Source organism: Luteibacter anthropi (assembly GCF_011759365.1).
Lineage (GTDB): Bacteria > Pseudomonadota > Gammaproteobacteria > Xanthomonadales > Rhodanobacteraceae > Luteibacter > Luteibacter anthropi.
The window spans coordinates 233,933-249,012 of record NZ_JAARLZ010000006.1 but is presented as its reverse complement, the minus strand read 5'-3'; the positions used below and the strand labels follow the sequence as shown (position 1 = coordinate 249,012).

The 15,080-nt window shown below is 65.2% G+C and carries 16 protein-coding genes; 4 read left to right on the top strand and 12 right to left on the bottom strand.

The annotated features are described in order from the left end of the window. The first annotated feature begins 32 nt into the window (after positions 1-32). Complete coding sequence (locus tag HBF25_RS13135; protein ID WP_166949101.1) at positions 33-842, top strand: MetQ/NlpA family ABC transporter substrate-binding protein; 810 nt, start codon at positions 33-35, stop codon at positions 840-842. A 239-nt stretch (positions 843-1,081) separates the two neighbouring features. On the opposite strand, the gene pncB is transcribed toward HBF25_RS13135, so the two are convergent. After that, on the bottom strand, positions 1,082-2,266 hold the full coding sequence (gene pncB / locus HBF25_RS13130; RefSeq protein WP_166949099.1) for a nicotinate phosphoribosyltransferase: 1,185 nt from the start codon (positions 2,264-2,266) through the stop codon (positions 1,082-1,084). Then, positions 2,263-2,646 carry a thioredoxin family protein gene (locus tag HBF25_RS13125; RefSeq protein ID WP_166949097.1) on the bottom strand — a complete coding sequence of 128 codons (384 nt, stop codon included), beginning with the start codon at positions 2,644-2,646 and terminating at the stop codon, positions 2,263-2,265. Before HBF25_RS13125 ends, pncB begins: the two co-directional genes overlap by 4 nt. A 105-nt stretch (positions 2,647-2,751) precedes the next feature. On the opposite strand from HBF25_RS13125, the gene HBF25_RS13120 reads away from it, so the two are divergent. Further along, on the top strand, positions 2,752-3,555 hold the full coding sequence (locus tag HBF25_RS13120; RefSeq protein ID WP_166949095.1) for a cytochrome c: 804 nt from the start codon (positions 2,752-2,754) through the stop codon (positions 3,553-3,555). 462 nt (positions 3,556-4,017) lie between these two features. On the opposite strand, the gene HBF25_RS13115 is transcribed toward HBF25_RS13120, so the two are convergent. The 4 genes from HBF25_RS13115 to HBF25_RS13100 all read right to left on the bottom strand — a co-directional run bounded on the left by HBF25_RS13115 (position 4,018) and on the right by HBF25_RS13100 (position 8,091). Next, a complete protein-coding gene (locus tag HBF25_RS13115; protein ID WP_166949093.1) occupies positions 4,018-5,274 on the bottom strand; it encodes a dicarboxylate/amino acid:cation symporter in 1,257 nt (418 codons plus the stop codon). Positions 5,275-5,378: 104 nt separating this feature from the next. Then, positions 5,379-6,431: an aminopeptidase gene (locus HBF25_RS13110; protein ID WP_166949092.1), complete on the bottom strand. Its 1,053-nt coding sequence runs from the start codon at positions 6,429-6,431 to the stop codon at positions 5,379-5,381. A 44-nt stretch (positions 6,432-6,475) separates the two neighbouring features. Beyond that, a complete protein-coding gene (locus HBF25_RS13105) occupies positions 6,476-7,015 on the bottom strand; it encodes a cytochrome b (protein WP_166949090.1) in 540 nt (179 codons plus the stop codon). Beyond that, the gene (locus tag HBF25_RS13100; protein WP_166949089.1) at positions 7,012-8,091 is read right to left on the bottom strand and encodes a catalase family peroxidase; all 1,080 of its coding nucleotides are present in this window, start codon (positions 8,089-8,091) and stop codon (positions 7,012-7,014) included. Before HBF25_RS13100 ends, HBF25_RS13105 begins: the two co-directional genes overlap by 4 nt. 132 nt (positions 8,092-8,223) lie before the next feature. Between HBF25_RS13100 and HBF25_RS13095 the strand changes: the two genes are divergently transcribed. After that, positions 8,224-8,739, top strand: coding sequence for a sigma-70 family RNA polymerase sigma factor (locus HBF25_RS13095; RefSeq protein WP_166949087.1), 516 nt, complete (start codon positions 8,224-8,226; stop codon positions 8,737-8,739). Next, positions 8,736-9,485, top strand: coding sequence for an anti-sigma factor family protein (locus HBF25_RS13090; protein WP_166949085.1), 750 nt, complete (start codon positions 8,736-8,738; stop codon positions 9,483-9,485). Before HBF25_RS13095 ends, HBF25_RS13090 begins: the two co-directional genes overlap by 4 nt. Before the next feature lie 25 nt (positions 9,486-9,510). On the opposite strand, the gene lolD is transcribed toward HBF25_RS13090, so the two are convergent. The 6 genes from lolD to sdhA form a co-directional block, all read right to left on the bottom strand. Then, entirely contained in the window at positions 9,511-10,203 is a 693-nt protein-coding gene (gene lolD, locus HBF25_RS13085; protein ID WP_166949084.1) for a lipoprotein-releasing ABC transporter ATP-binding protein LolD, read from the bottom strand. Further along, positions 10,196-11,437, bottom strand: a complete 1,242-nt coding sequence (locus HBF25_RS13080) for a lipoprotein-releasing ABC transporter permease subunit (protein ID WP_166949082.1) — start codon at positions 11,435-11,437, stop codon at positions 10,196-10,198. The genes lolD and HBF25_RS13080 overlap by 8 nt, the downstream gene beginning before the upstream one ends. 107 nt (positions 11,438-11,544) lie before the next feature. Beyond that, positions 11,545-11,970, bottom strand: coding sequence for a hypothetical protein (locus HBF25_RS13075; protein ID WP_166949081.1), 426 nt, complete (start codon positions 11,968-11,970; stop codon positions 11,545-11,547). Beyond that, a complete protein-coding gene (locus HBF25_RS13070) occupies positions 11,942-12,190 on the bottom strand; it encodes an FAD assembly factor SdhE (protein ID WP_166949079.1) in 249 nt (82 codons plus the stop codon). Before HBF25_RS13070 ends, HBF25_RS13075 begins: the two co-directional genes overlap by 29 nt. A gap of 294 nt (positions 12,191-12,484) precedes the next feature. Next, a complete protein-coding gene (locus HBF25_RS13065) occupies positions 12,485-13,270 on the bottom strand; it encodes a succinate dehydrogenase iron-sulfur subunit (RefSeq protein ID WP_166949078.1) in 786 nt (261 codons plus the stop codon). Between the two features lie 21 nt (positions 13,271-13,291). Continuing rightward, the gene (gene sdhA / locus HBF25_RS13060) at positions 13,292-15,079 is read right to left on the bottom strand and encodes a succinate dehydrogenase flavoprotein subunit (protein WP_166949076.1); all 1,788 of its coding nucleotides are present in this window, start codon (positions 15,077-15,079) and stop codon (positions 13,292-13,294) included. Between the last annotated feature and the right edge of the window lies 1 nt (position 15,080).

Sequence of the window (15,080 nt, the reverse complement as noted above, 5' to 3'; positions counted from 1 at the left end):
TGGCGCACCGCAACATTCGCCACGGACGCCCCATGAAGAAGCTTCTCCTGCCCCTTGCCGCCACCCTCGCCCTGCTGCTGGCGGGCTGTTCGGGCGGCGGTGACGCTGGCAAGTCCGACGCCGTGGCCACGCTCACCGTGGCGGCCACGCCGGTGCCGCACGCCGAGATCCTCAAGGAGATCAAGCCCCTGCTTGCCAAGGAAGGGGTGGACCTGGAGATCAAGGTGTTCACGGACTACGTGCAGCCGAACATGCAGGTGGACCAGAAGCAGATCGATGCGAACTTCTTCCAGACCGAACCTTACCTCGACGCCTTCAACAAGGAGCGCGGCACCCATCTGGTGAAGGTGGTGGGCGTGCATATCGAGCCGTTCGGTGCGTATTCGCGCAAATACACCTCGATCGACCAGCTGCCCGATGGCGCCGACGTCGTGATCCCGAACGATCCCAGCAACAACAGCCGCGCACTGCTGCTGCTTGCGAAACACGGGTTGATCACGCTGAAGAACCCGAACGATCGGCTTGCCACGCTGAAGGATGTGGCCAGCAACCCGAAGAACCTCAAGTTCCGCGAACTGGAAGCCGCCATGCTGCCGCGCGTTCTCGGCGAGGTGGATCTGGCGCTCATCAACACCAACTATGCGCTGGCCGCCAAGCTCAATCCGGTAAAAGATGCGCTGCTGATCGAGGACAAGGATTCCCCGTACGTGAACTTCCTCGTGACGCGCGCCGACAACAAGGACGATCCGCGCATCCAGAAGCTGGCCAAGGCGCTCACTTCGCCCGAGGTGAAGGCGTTCATCGAGAAGAACTACGGCGGAGCCGTGCTACCGGCCTTCTGATGCACCCATGGCCGATCGCATCGGCCACGCCCCACCCTGTAGGAGCGCGCCTCGCGCGCGACCGGGGTGGCGAAAACACAGAAATGTCACCGCCGTGCCGGTCGCGCGCAGGCGCGCTCCTACATGTGTATTGGGCGACATTGGAGAGGCGTCACCCTGTAGGAGCGTGCTTGCGCGCGACCGGTTCTGCGGAAACACCGAAATGCTTTCGCCACCCCGGTCGCGCGCAAGGCGCGCTCCTACACGTGTGAGGCAGGCAGGTCGAAGACGCGACGCAGATAAGCGATGTACTCGGGGTCGTCGCACATGCTCTTTCCCGGTGAATCCGACAGCTTCGCCACCGGCTGGCCATTGCAGCGGGTCATCTTGATCACGATGTTCAGCGCATCCGGCCCCACGTCGTTGGTGAGGTTCGTGCCTACGCCAAACGACAGGTTGCAACGGCCCTCGAAGTGTCTGTACAGTTCCATCACCCTCGGGATGGTGAGGCCGTCACTGAATACGAGCGTCTTGGTGCGCGGATCGACCCTGTTGGTCTCGTAATGCGCCAGCACCCGGTCACCCCAGGTGAACGGGTCGCCGGAATCGTGGCGGGCGCCGTCGAAAAGCTTGCAGAAGTACATATCGAAATCGCGCAGGAAAGCATCCAGGCCATAGACATCCGACAGGGCAATGCCCAGGTCACCTCGATACTCGCGCGCCCATGCCTCCAATGCCGCCGTCTGCGAATCACGCAGGCGCGGCCCCAGCGACTGGAAAGCCTGAAGGTATTCATGTGCCATGCTGCCGATAGGCACCAGGCCCTTGCGCATCGCGAACCACACGTTGCTTGTGCCCGCCAGTTGCGTGCCCCACTCCGACGCCATGATGCCCAGCGCTTCCTCGTGCCACGCGCGGGAGAAACGCCTGCGCGTGCCGTAATCCGCAATACGCACCTTCCCGAACCCCGGGGTATCGCGAAGTAGTGCAATCTTCGCGCGTAGCCGTGCCCTGCCCTCGTCCATGGAAAGATCCGGATGCACGCTGCGGAAGTACAGCTCGTTGACGATGGCAAGCAGCGGCACTTCGAACATGATGGTGTGCAGCCAGGGCCCCGAGATGATGATCTCGATCTCCCCCGCCGCATCGTCCGAGGGCTTCACCGTGACGTACTTGGCGTTGAGATGGAACAGGCCCAGGAAATCCACGAAGTCGCTGTCGATGAATCGCAGACTGCGCAGATATGCCAGCTCATCGTCCGCGAAACGCAGCGAACACAGATGATCCAGCTCTTCGCGGATGCGGCCCACCAGTGGCGCGAGATCCACGCCCGGCGTGCGGCAACGGAAACGGTATTCCACCTGCGCCGCTGGGTACTGATGCAATACCACCTGCATCATGGTGAATTTGTACAAGTCGGTGTCGAGCAGCGACTGGATAATCATGCGCTGGCGCCGGTGAGCTGGATCTGTTTTTCCACGGCCTCGACGAAGCGTTCCGTGCCCGGCCATGGGGTGATCTTGCCGAGCTTCCTGCCCCGGTGAAACACGAAGAAGGCAGGAATGCCGTGCAACCCGAAGCGGGTCGCCATGGCCGGATCGTCGTAGACGTTGTCGCTGAGCCAGCGCACTTCGGGCCACTGGAAGCGCTCCGGCGTGAGCAGGATCTGCCGCTTGGCGATGTCGCAGTTGGGGCAATCGCGCCCCCACAGGAACAGGATGACGAGGCGGTTGTCGTCGGCCGCGAGATCGGCATCGAGCCCGGCGCTGGTGATGCGGGGCATCGCGAAGCGCTCGAAGAACTCGGGAACGGTGGTATCGGCCATGACGGAATCCGTGAACGTGTCGGCATTCCCACATGGGGACGCAGGGAAGATAATCGAGGGTAACGCGACATATCGTCACCCGCCAGCCAACGAAGGAACCGTGAAATGCGCGCCCTGACTGCTCTTTTCCTCGCCTTGTGTGCTGCCGGCATGGCTCACGCCGGCACCCTCACCGTAGACACCGGCCACGGCGCGAAGCCGTTGACCACCGCCCAGCTGCTCAAGCGCGCCGATGCCCGCGATATCCGCGTCACGGGCGATGTCTCCTACCACGACGACCGCACCTATCGCGCCGTGCCGATGAAGGCCTTGCTGGAAGGCACGCCTGTCGATGCCAACCTCCAGTTCGTCGCGGAGGATGGCTTTGCCGCCGATATCCCCGCTGCGCTGATCCTGGATGGGCATGGCGCCGAGGCGTGGCTGGCCGTGGAACCGGATGACACGCACTGGCCGCAACTACAGGGCAAGGATCACGGTGCCGGGCCGTTCTACCTCGTCTGGCTGCATCCGGAGGCCGGCAATATCGGACCGGAACAGTGGCCGTACCAGATCGCCTCGGTGAAGGTGATGCCCGGGCCGGCTGAGCGTTTTCCTGCGATGAATCCGGCAGCGAATGCCAGTACGAAGGTGAAGCACGGTTTCGCCGTGTTCCAGCGCAACTGCATCACCTGCCACACGCTCAATGGCCAGGGCGATGCGAAGCTCGGCCCGGACCTCAATATCCCCTACAGCCCCACCGAATACCTCCAGGCAGGCTACCTGCGCAAGCTGATCCGTAATCCGCAGGATCTGCGCCACTGGCCGCAGGCAAAAATGCCAGCCTTCCGCCCTGAGGTGCTGTCCGACGCCGACCTGGACGACCTCGTGGCCTACCTGAAACACATGTCCACCCACAAACCAAAACCGTAACCTGTAGGAGCGCGCCTCGCGCGCGACCGCGTCGGCAGACGCACACCCCGGCCCCGACCGCAGAGGTCATGCCGGTCGCGCGCAAGCACGCTCCTACACGGTGACGGGCACCCATGACCCTGATTTGTAGGAGCGCGCCTCGCGCGCGACCGCGTCGGCAGACGCATACCCCGGCCCCGAACGCAGAGGTCATGTCGGTCGCGCGCAAGCACGCTCCTACACGGTGACGGATGCCCATGGCCGTGATTTGTAGGAGCGCGCCTCGCGCGCGACCGCGTCGGCAGACGCACACCCCGGCCCCAGCCGCAGAGGTCATGCCGGTCGCGCGCAGGCGCGCTCCTACACGGTGACGGGCGCCCATGGCCGTGATTTGTAGGAGCGCGCCTCGCGCGCGACCGCGTCGGCAGACGCACACCTTGGCCCCGAACGCAGAGGCCATGCCGGTCGCGCGCAGGCGCGCTCCTACACGGTGGCTAGTTCGCTGGAGGCGCGGTTGTAGATTGACATGTCGAGGATGCCGCGCTCGCGTGCGACCAGCACGGGTACCACCATCTGGCCGGTGACGTTGGTCATGGTGCGCATCATGTCGAGAATGCGATCGATCGCCACCAGGTAACCGATGCCTTCCAGCGGCAGCCCCGCCGAGCTGAGTACCAGGGTCACCATGACCGTGGCCGTGCCGGGCACGCCGGCAGTGCCGAACGAACCCAGCACCGATGCCAGCAGGATGATCAGGTATTGCGCCGGCTGCAGGTCGACGTGGAAATACTGCGCCACGAATACCGCGGAAATCGCCGGGTAAATGGCACCACAACCGTCCATCTTGATGCTCGCGCCCAGCGGTACGGCGAAGGCGGCATATTCCTCCTTCACGCCGAGATTGCGCACTACGCTGCGCAGCGCAATGGGCATGGCGGCGAAGCTCGACGACGAAGTGAAAGCCACCTGCATGGCAGGAAACGCCGCACGGAAGAACTTCCACGGATTAAGGCCATGCGACAGCAGCAGGCCGCCGTAGACGACCACGATCTGCAAGGCGCAGGCGAGATAAAGCGCACCGACGAACGACGCCAGCGGCAACAGCTTCTCGAAGCCATAGCTGCCTACTAGCGCGGCGATCAGGCCGAACGTACCCAGCGGGGTGACTTCAAGCACGAAACGGGTGACCTGGATCATGCCGTCGTTCGCTTCGTTGGCGAGTTCGCGCAGCCGTGCGGATTTCTCACCGATCTTCACCAGCGCCAGTCCCAGCAGGCCGGCGAAGAAAATCACCTGGAGGATCTTGCCTTCGGACAGCGCCTTGAACGGATTGGCGGGCACGATATCAAGCAACACCTTCACCGGCTCGGGCACCTCGCGCGGTTTCCAATCCACGGGTGCCGTGAGGCCTTCCACGCCCAGCCCCGGCTGGGTGACATGCGCCACCAGCAAACCCACCAGCACCGCGAGGGTGGCCGTGGTGGCGAACCACAGGAAGGTACGCGAGCCCAGCGCCGCGACGTCCTTGACGCCGTGCAGGCTGGAAACACTGTGCAGCACGGCGAAAAACACCAGCGGCACCGCGATCATCTTGATCAGGGTGACGTAGAGCGTGCCGAGCGGGCCGAACCACGTGGCGGCCTGCGGACCCAGCAGCCACCCGGCCAGCGCGCCGAGCACGAAACCGGCTGCGACGCGCTTCCAGAAGCGCACTCGCAGCCACGATTGAACCAGGGACATGGCATGAACCTCGCCGATGCAATGGTTCACCATACAACGCTTGCCCGCTCGGGAAACGGACCGCTCCGAACGCTGTGTTTCCCTGTGCGAACGCCGGCGACCGGTTAACCCTTGACTTCCGGCGGAGCCTTGCCGCGGAGCCGCTCCAGCTCCCGGGTCCGCTCCGCGGGCGGAAGGTCGGCCAGACGCCGTACCGCGGCAAAGAACGCAGGCCAGTCGCGCCCCGTTTCCGCAAAAAGCCTGGCGAAGGACGGCTTCCAGGTGTCATAGAGGCCAAAGGGCAGCAGGCGCGCATTGTTCAGCGGGCGCGACATCCAGCGGTCGTAGCGACGGTCGCCACCGGCCTCGCCATCGCGCCAGGCGAGGTAACGTCCGCGAAAATCCTCGAACTCCTCTGCCTTGGCCAACCGTTTGCCGGCATCGCTGCCCTGCCCTTCGTAGATGACTTTCAGGCGGTCGCGCAGGGCGAGCACCTGGGTGGTGAATTCGCGATCCAGCGCCTCGCCTTTGTCGTCCGGCGCAGGTAATCCTTTCGCAGCACGCCACTCGCGCACGCCTTCATCTTCCACGAAGTTGGCATACGACTCGTTGAACGACGAGTCGTTCTTCACGTAGATCTTCTGGTGAGCCAGCTCATGGAAGATGGTGCCGGCAAGCGTGTCGTCGTCCCAGCGGAGCATGCTGCTCAGCACGGGATCGGCGAACCAGCCCAGCGTCGAATACGCCGGTACCTCGCCGACCGTCACGTCGTGACCCATTGCGGCTTCACGGGTCGCCTCGCGGTCAGCCAGTTCCTTGCGGAAATAGCCGCGATACGCCACGCATCCTGCGATGGGAAAGCAGTGCGTCACCGGTGCCACGGAAAGTTCGGGCGTGGCGAAGACGTTCCAGGCCACCCAGGGGCGGTCGAGCGCCACGTAGTAGGTGTAGCTGCGGTTGTCCGGCAGGTCGAGATGCGCGGATGCAAAGCGGCGCGCCTCGCGTGCCAGCTCCAGCCGCCGGCGCGTGGTTTCAGGGGTCTTCGGATCGGCCACCACGGCATCGATGGCGCGGCGATGCACGATCAGCGATGCCTGCCCGTTCGCCACGTGCGCGTAATAGCCGAGCGAGCGGCATCCGGCCAGCAGGGAAACGAGGGCGACGAAGGCGATGCGCATCCCGGCATTGTGCCGGGCGCACACCGCCTTGTCGCCCCGCAAGGTCAGTCGCGACCGCCGCCCGTCATGCTCCGCAGCACGCCATCCCTGCGGATCAGCCCGTGCATGAGGGCTGCGCCCATATGGGCCAGGAAGGTGAGGAAGAACAGCCACGCGAGATAGCGGTGCGATTCACGTAACCAGGCGAACAGCGTCGCATCGGCAGGCAGGATCGCCGGCAGTTGCAGCCCCGCACCCAGCGTTACCGGATAGCCACCTGCCGAGAGCATGCCCCAGCCGATCAGCGGCATGGCAAGCATCAAGGCGTAGAGCAGCCAGTGGGAGGCGTGAGCAGCCAGTTTCTGCCATAGCGGCAGATCGGCCGGCAGCGGCGGCGCCGGATGGGTGAGGCGGAACCCGAGCCTGACCAGCGCCAGCACGAAGACGGCGATGCCCAGCGGCTTGTGGATGCCCACGAGCCATTGGTGCTTCTCCGACACCGTGCTGACCATCCCTGCCCCGATGAAGAGCATGGCCAGGATCATGGCGGCCATCAGCCAATGAATCACTCGAGCAAACGGGTGGAACATCGGCTGGCCGTTCATCGCGCAGCCTCCTTCGGGGCTGCCGTGCCCGGCAGGTGGCCCTCCTCTGACGTTCGTCTGAGGTAGGACTCCGCGTATGCCGCGGATCGCGCGGCCAGCAGGGGGTCGTCCGAGACTTCGATGCCTCGCGGCAGGATGGTGGGATCGTAATTGACATCGCGACAGGCACCGCTGTCCTGGGCCTGCTCGCTGTCGATCACCACCGTGCCCGCATCGACTTCCTGGCGACCATCCGGCCACACGCTGGCGGCATCGTTCACCGGATCGCCTGCGGCGGCAAAGGTCATCAGCAGCTTCCATCGCAGCGGACCGGCCTTGAGGCGCTGGCGCAGGTCGTTTGCGAGGTAGTCGGTGTCGCCCGCCGCCGGGCCACCGTCGCCGGTGGATGCGGCCTCGGGCTGCACCCGCCAGCGCACCGCATGACGGACGCCCCCTGCGTCACGCAGGTAGAACGCATTGAGGCTGTTGTAGGTCTCGGTGGCGTAGCTGGCGGAGGGATGCGCCGTCTTTACCCACGCCAGGAAAGGCGTGGTTTCAGGGTGGGTCGCAAAGAAGGCCTTCATCTTCTCCGGATCGGGCTTGCCCGTACCCGGCTGGGGATGGCTCGCCAGCTGGAGCTCGTAGAACGCTTCGGGCGTGGACACGGGGAACACTGGCATGGCGTTCATGCCCGTGCGCCACTGCTCGCCATCGGCCAGGTCGAAGCGCAGCGCAAAGCTGCGGATGGGTGCGGAGCTGTCCGGGGCGTACGGGTTGCCGCCCGGTATGGCCAGGCGCCCCACCACCGGCGTACGGCCCGGCTGGAACAGGGGTGACGACGAATACGGCACGAGCGCGCCGCTTGATTCGAAATACCCGGCCACGCAAACGCCTTTGGCGTGGTTGCGACGGTATCCGGGGTGATCGCCGCCATTGGCCTGCAGGGAGTCCACGAGGCGATCGGGCGAGAGGCGGTCGGGAGCCAGCCAGCCACCCACGTAGCCGAACGCAGCGGCCGATCCGGCTACCGCAACGCCAATCAGCGCCCAGCGCCAGAGCGGATGTGGTGGGCGATGTCTCAACGGGATGTCTTGCATGGTCTGTCTCCGTCCTCACAGCGAGGCTTGCAGGGTGGGACGCACGTCCACGACATTTATTCCCTGCCCGGGGAATAATTCTTCGTGGCAGGCGTCATACCTCCATGTACCGCCCACGGCCGAGGCCCCGGCATGACTGATCCGACCATCGACGAAGCACTGCGCGCCCTGCTGCCGCGTCTGCGGCGCTTCGCCCTGTGGCTCGCCCGCGACCCGAACGTCGCCGACGACCTGGTCCAGTCCACCGTGGAGCGGGCCCTCTCGCGCTGGTCGAGCCGGCGCGAGGAGCAGAGTCTGCGCGCCTGGCTGTTTTCGATCTTGTACAGGATTTACCTCGATTCAAAACGTCGGGCGAGCCTTCATGCGCGCTTCCTGGGCTCCCTGGCCGACGAGGAACCGACCTGGCCTTCGGCCGAGCGCGTGGCGGTGGCCCAGTCCACCCTTGCCGCGTTTGCCACCCTCCCCGTCGAGCAGCGCAGCCTGCTGCTCTGGGTAACCGTCGAAGGCATGAGTTACCAGGAAGTTGCCGATATCCTGCATGTACCCATCGGCACCGTCATGTCGCGCCTTTCCCGCGCGCGCCGCGCCCTGCGCCAGCTTGGCGAGGGCACCACCACCGAATCCCCATCCCTGCGACTGCTGAAATGACCCAGACCCCTCCGAGCGAACACGACATCCACGCCTATGTGGACGGTCACCTCGACGGCCCCGAGCGGGCCGAAGTCGAGCGTTACCTCGCGCGCCATCCCGAGCGCGCCGCCGAGGTGCAGGGATGGCGCCAGGATGCCCAGCAGCTGCGCGCCCTGCTTGCGGGCGACCTGGTGCCCTCGCCTGCGCTTGATCCGGTCGTGGTCCGTGCGCGTCGTCGCCAGCGCCGGCTGTCACGCCTTTCCATCGCGGCAGGACTGGTGTTCTGCCTCGCGGTGGGCGGTATCGGAGGCTGGTCGGCACGCGGCATGGGCCGGGGCGCCGTTGCACCCATGGCCGACGCCATGCAGGCCTACCGCCTGCTGGCGGTGGACCACGGGCTGGGCATGGACATCACCACGGGCAACGAGAACGACCTGCGAGCCTGGGTGGCAGGTCGTGTAGGCCCTACGGCGCAGTTGCCGGACCTCACCGACGCCGGCTTCCGCCCGATGGGTGGCCGGCTGTTCGCCACGGACCAGGGGCCGGCAGCCATGGTGCTTTACGACGATGGCGCCGGGCATACCGTGAGTTTCTATGTGCGTCCGCCGGGTGCCGCGCGACACCTGCTACAGCGCGGTGAGCGCGAGCAGGACGGCCTGCTGGCCGATTACTGGTCGCATGACGGGCACAACTACGCCGTGGTGGCGCTGGCCGATGCGGCCGGCCGCGCGGCCGTACAGCGGGTGACCGGCCGGTCGATCTGACCGGGGTCACCCCGCCGGGAGCGACTCAGCGTCGCTCGTGCAATTCGCCGGACGACAATTCCAGCGTGCGGTCCATCTTCCCGGCCAGGCGGGAATCATGGGTGACCAGTACGAAGCTGGTGCCGATCTCGCGGTTGAGTTCCAGCATCAGCTCGTAGACGTGCGCCGCATTGGCCTCGTCAAGATTGCCCGTGGGCTCGTCACCGAGCACGCAGGCCGGACGGGTCACCAGCGCACGCGCCACGGCGCAACGCTGGCGCTCGCCGCCGGACATCTCGGCCGGACGGTGGCGCAGGCGACTGCCAAGGCCGACGCGTTCCAGCAGTGCCGTGGCCTCTTTCTGCGCCTGCGAAATCGCGACACCGCGGATCAACAACGGCATGCAGACGTTTTCGAGCGCCGTGAACTCGGGCAGCAAGTGATGGAACTGATAGATGAAGCCGAGCGAACGATTGCGCTCGCGACCGCGCTCGGCATCCGACAGATCGGACAGCACGCGGCCATTCACTTCGACCGAACCGGCAGTAAGCGTGTCGAGACCACCGATGATGTGCAGCAAGGTGGACTTGCCCGAACCGGACGCACCCACGATGGAAAGCGTTTCGCCACGGCGCAGGCTGAAGTTCACATTGGAGAGCACGCCCGTGCGCAGGTCGCCCTCTTCGTAGACCTTGGCGACACCGGTGGCGCGCAGGACGATGTCGTTGGAATCATTCATAGCGAAGCGCCTGGGCGGGCTGCGTGCGCGAGGCGCGCCATGCCGGGTAAAGGGTGGCAAGCAGCGAGAAGAGGAAGGTCACCAGCACCACCCAGCCCACGTCGGACCAGAGCAGCTGGCTGGGCACTTCGCTGATGTAGTAGACGTCGGGCGAGAGGAACTGGCGCCCCGTGAGGCCTTCCACCCACTTCACGATGGCCGGCAGGTTCGCGGACAGCAGGCAACCGAGCGCCACGCCGAAGAAGATGCCCACCACGCCCACGAGCACGCCCTGCACCATGAACATGCCCATGATGCTGCGCGGCGTGGAGCCCAGCGTGCGCAGGATGGCGATGTCGGCCTGCTTGTCGGTCACCAGCATCATCAGCATCGAGATGAGGTTGATCACCGCCACCAGCACGATCAGCGAGAGGATGATGAACATCACCTTCTTTTCCATCTCGGTCGCGCGGAAGAAGTTGGCGTGGGTGTCCATCCAGGTTTCGACGCGGTACGACTGGCCCAGCTTGTTGACCAGCTGCTGGGCGACCGGGAAGGCCTCGGTCAGGTCGTCGAGTTTCAGGCGGATACCCGTGGGGCCGTCGAAGCCGTTGAGACGTTCGGCGTCCTGCATGGAGATGAGCGCCAGGTTGGCGTCGTATTCCTGGATGCCCAGCTCGAACAGGCCGCTGACCGTGAAGCTGCGCAGCTTGGGCATGGCGCCCATCGGCGTGGCGGTGAACTGCGGCACGACCACGGTGACCTTGTCACCCTTGTTCACGCCCAGCGAAAGGGCAAGCTCGCGACCCAGCACGATGTTCCAGCTATGGTCGGTGAGGTCGCCCATGCTGCCTTCGACCATGTGCTTGTCGATATCGGACACCTGCGGCTCCAGCGACGGCACCACGCCGCGGATCAGCGCACCGCCGGAGCGGCGCGCCTGCAGGAAGGCCTGGATCTCGACATAGGGAGCGGCACCGCGCACGTGGCCGATGCTGCGCGCGGTATCCACCGCCTTCTGCCAGTTCTGCACCGTTTCATCGATGCCCGACACGGTGACGTGCGAGACCGCGCCCAGGATGCGCGTGCGCAGCTCGGACTGGAAGCCGTTCATCACCGACATCACCGTGATCAACGCCGTGACGCTGATGGCGATGCAGATGATCGAGACCGTGGAAATGAAGGAGATGAACTGGTTGCGTCGCTTGGCTCGCGTGTAGCGCAGGCCAACGAAGAGTTCGAGGGGTCTGAACATACCTGTCGTAAAGCACCTTGTAGGGAGAGGGCCGCCACGAAAGGCACGCACCGCGCGGCAGATTGCCCGATGCGGCCGCATCCGGCAAGGTCGCCACACCCGGCCGTTCAAGCCCCGGCAGGCCTTGGACCCTGCCCCAGCCTCACGCGCAGGCGGCGGCGATCCTCGGCGTGGGAGTTGTCGCCCATCAGGAAAACCGTAGTGCGACGACCCTGCCAGCGGAGCCGAAGCGCTACCTGGGTTCCGACCACGCGCGAGCCCGACAGTTCGGCCGGAAATGCCTCGCCATGACGGTCGATGACGGCCCAGGCGCCGTCCGAGGCCCATTCCAACAGCGCCAGGGGCGAGTCACGGACACCGCGAACGCGATATTCGCCATGGCACAGCAGGGCCACGCAGAGGGACACCTTCAGGAGCCACGGAAGGCCGGAAAGCAGTGGAGCCAGGGATGCGACAAGGATGATCGCCCGCAGGATCAGTGCGAGGCGGGCCGAAGGCCTGATATCAAAGGTTATGCCGCGATCGGATCTCATCGATGATGGCCTGCCAGTCGTCCCGTGGGGAACGGGCATGACCCATCACCCAATCCCAGAGATCGGGATCCTGGACGTCGAGCAGTTCATCGAATGCCAGCCGCACCGGTTCGCCTGCGTGGGCGAAACGCTCGTCGAGCCACCAGCCGAACAGGCGGTCGAGCTCGCGGGTGCCGCGGCGGGTGCGCCAGCGGAGGCGTTTGAGGCGGGCGTCTTCCATAGGAGGCCTGTGTGGGGACCTGCGCCCCGGATAATTCCCTGTAGGAGCGCGCCTGCGCGCGACCGGTGATACGTGGATCTACATTCTCGCGGAGGATGTGGATATATCGTATCTACCGGTCGCGCGCAGGCGCGCTCCTACATGTTTCGTCGGGCGCCCGGATATGCCGGAAGCCCATATGCCACGTAGGCGCCCGGGTTATGCCGGAGGCCCATATGCCACGCAGGCGCCCGGTTTATGCCGGAGGCCCATATGACACGCAGGCGCCCGGGTTATGTCGGGCATCCCGTCTCGTCAGGCGCCGCGGCGCTGGACGATCAGCTTCTTGATTTCCGCAATCGCCTTGGCCGGGTTCAGACCCTTCGGGCAGGTGCGGGCGCAGTTCATGATCGTGTGGCAGCGGTAGAGCTTGAACGGATCTTCGAGGTCTTCAAGGCGGTTGCCCGTGTCCTCGTCGCGGCTGTCCACGATCCAGCGGTAGGCCTGGAGCAGGATGGCCGGACCGAGGTAACGGTCGCCGTTCCACCAGTAGCTCGGGCACGAGGTCGAGCAGCAGGCGCAGAGGATGCACTCGTAGAGACCGTCGAGCTTCTTGCGGTCTTCCGGCGACTGCAGGCGCTCCTTATCGGCGGGCGCCGGGCTCTGCGTGCGGATCCATGGCTTGATCGAGGCGAACTGCGCATAGAAGTGCGTCAGGTCGGGCACGAGATCCTTCACCACCGGCATGTGCGGCAGCGGGTAGATGCTGATCGTGCCGCTGCCGCACTCCTCGATGGAGCGCGTGCAGGCCAGCGTATTGGTGCCCTGGATGTTCATGGCGCACGAGCCGCAGATGCCTTCGCGGCACGAGCGACGCAGCGACAGGGTCGAGTCGATTTCGTTCTTGATCTTCAGCAGGGCATCGAGAACCATCGGGCCGCACGTGTCGAGATCCACCTCGTACGTGTCGGTGCGCGGGTTCTTGCCGTCATCCGGCGTCCAGCGGTAGATCTTGAAGGTGCGCGTATTCTTCGCGCCCTTCGCCGGGAAATGCTTGCCGGCCGTAATCTTGGAATTCTTGGGTAGCGTGAACTCTGCCACGATTGCCTCTCCGGTCCGGTATCAGTAAACGCGCTTCTTCGGCGGCACGACTTCGACGTCGTCCGTCAGGGTGTACATGTGCACCGGGCGGAAGTCGAAGGTGGACTTGCCTTCCTCGTCGATCCACACAAGCGTGTGCTTCTGCCACTCGTGGTCGTCACGATCGGGGAAGTCCTCGCGGGCGTGGGCGCCGCGGCTCTCCGGACGCTGTTCGGCCGAGTGCATGGTGGCGACGGCCTGGGCGAGCAGGTTGGACAGCTCGAGGGTTTCGATGAGGTCGGAGTTCCACACCAGCGAACGGTCGGTGACCTTCACGTCGTTGAACTTCGAGAACACGTCGGAAATCTTGCTCGAACCTTCCTTCAGCGTTTCGCCCGTGCGGAACACGGCGGCGTCGTTCTGCATGGTCTTCTGCATCTCGGCGCGGATAGCGGCCGTCGGCGTGTTGCCGTTGGCGTTGCGCAGCGCGTCGAAGCGACCCAGCACCTTGTCCAGCGCATTGGCCGGCAGGTCGGGATGCGGCGTACCGGGCTTCACGACCTCGGCGCAGCGGTTGGCCACCGCACGACCGAAGACCACCAGGTCGAGCAGCGAGTTGGAACCCAGGCGGTTGGCGCCATGCACCGACACGCAGGCCGCTTCGCCGATGGCGAACAGGCCCGGCACCACGGAATCCGGGTTGTCGTCACGCTTGGTGACCACTTCGCCGTGATAGTTGGTGGGGATGCCGCCCATGTTGTAGTGGACGGTCGGCAGCACCGGGATCGGCTCCTTGGTGACGTCGACGCCCGCGAAGATGCGCGCGGACTCGGCGATACCCGGAAGGCGCTCGTGAATGACCTCGGGACCGAGGTGCATCAGGTTCAGGTGGATGTGGTCCTTGTTGGGACCCACGCCACGGCCTTCGCGGATTTCGATGGTCATGGCGCGGCTGACGACGTCGCGCGAGGCGAGGTCCTTGGCGTTCGGGGCATAGCGCTCCATGAAGCGCTCGCCTTCGGAGTTGGTGAGGTAACCACCCTCGCCACGCACGCCCTCGGTGATGAGGCAGCCTGCACCGTAGATGCCGGTCGGGTGGAACTGCACGAACTCCATGTCCTGCAGCGGCAGGCCTGCGCGCAGCACCATGCCGCCGCCGTCACCCGTGCAGGTATGGGCCGAGGTGGCGCTGAAGTACGCACGGCCGTAACCGCCGGTAGCCATGACCACGGCGTGGCCGCGGAACAGGTGCAGCGTGCCTTCGTTCATATCGAGTGCAAGGACACCACGGCAGACGCCGTCCTTGTCGAAGATGAGGTCGATGGCGAAGTATTCGATGAAGAACGTGGCGTCGTGCGCCAGCGCCTGCTGGTAGAGCGTGTGCAGGATCGCGTGACCCGTACGGTCGGCCGCGGCGCAGGTGCGCTGCGCGGTGCCCTTGCCGTAGTGGGTGGTCATGCCACCGAACGGACGCTGGTAGATCTTGCCTTCCTCGGTACGCGAGAACGGCACGCCATAGTGTTCGAGCTCGATGATGGCCGGGATGGCCTCACGGCACATGTACTCGATGGCGTCCTGGTCACCGAGCCAGTCGGAACCCTTGATCGTGTCGTAGAAGTGGAAGCGCCAGTCGTCTTCGCCCATGTTGCCGAGCGCCGCCGAGATGCCACCCTGCGCCGCCACGGTGTGCGAGCGGGTCGGGAACACCTTGGTGATACAGGCGGCCTTGAGGCCCTTCTCGGCCAGGCCGAAGGTGGCGCGCAGGCCTGCGCCACCGGCGCCGACCACGATCACGTCGTACTTGTGTTGTTGGACCTTGTAGGCTTCCATT

Coding starts and splice junctions, on each gene's coding strand:
- HBF25_RS13135 (WP_166949101.1), top strand. CDS start 33: ATGAAGAAGCTTCTCCTGCCCCTTGCCGCCACCCTCGCCCTGCTGCTG.
- pncB (WP_166949099.1), bottom strand. CDS start 2,266: ATGATTATCCAGTCGCTGCTCGACACCGACTTGTACAAATTCACCATG.
- HBF25_RS13125 (WP_166949097.1), bottom strand. CDS start 2,646: ATGGCCGATACCACCGTTCCCGAGTTCTTCGAGCGCTTCGCGATGCCC.
- HBF25_RS13120 (WP_166949095.1), top strand. CDS start 2,752: ATGCGCGCCCTGACTGCTCTTTTCCTCGCCTTGTGTGCTGCCGGCATG.
- HBF25_RS13115 (WP_166949093.1), bottom strand. CDS start 5,274: ATGTCCCTGGTTCAATCGTGGCTGCGAGTGCGCTTCTGGAAGCGCGTC.
- HBF25_RS13110 (WP_166949092.1), bottom strand. CDS start 6,431: ATGCGCATCGCCTTCGTCGCCCTCGTTTCCCTGCTGGCCGGATGCCGC.
- HBF25_RS13105 (WP_166949090.1), bottom strand. CDS start 7,015: ATGAACGGCCAGCCGATGTTCCACCCGTTTGCTCGAGTGATTCATTGG.
- HBF25_RS13100 (WP_166949089.1), bottom strand. CDS start 8,091: ATGCAAGACATCCCGTTGAGACATCGCCCACCACATCCGCTCTGGCGC.
- HBF25_RS13095 (WP_166949087.1), top strand. CDS start 8,224: ATGACTGATCCGACCATCGACGAAGCACTGCGCGCCCTGCTGCCGCGT.
- HBF25_RS13090 (WP_166949085.1), top strand. CDS start 8,736: ATGACCCAGACCCCTCCGAGCGAACACGACATCCACGCCTATGTGGAC.
- lolD (WP_166949084.1), bottom strand. CDS start 10,203: ATGAATGATTCCAACGACATCGTCCTGCGCGCCACCGGTGTCGCCAAG.
- HBF25_RS13080 (WP_166949082.1), bottom strand. CDS start 11,437: ATGTTCAGACCCCTCGAACTCTTCGTTGGCCTGCGCTACACGCGAGCC.
- HBF25_RS13075 (WP_166949081.1), bottom strand. CDS start 11,970: ATGAGATCCGATCGCGGCATAACCTTTGATATCAGGCCTTCGGCCCGC.
- HBF25_RS13070 (WP_166949079.1), bottom strand. CDS start 12,190: ATGGAAGACGCCCGCCTCAAACGCCTCCGCTGGCGCACCCGCCGCGGC.
- sdhA (WP_166949076.1), bottom strand. CDS start 15,079: ATGGAAGCCTACAAGGTCCAACAACACAAGTACGACGTGATCGTGGTC.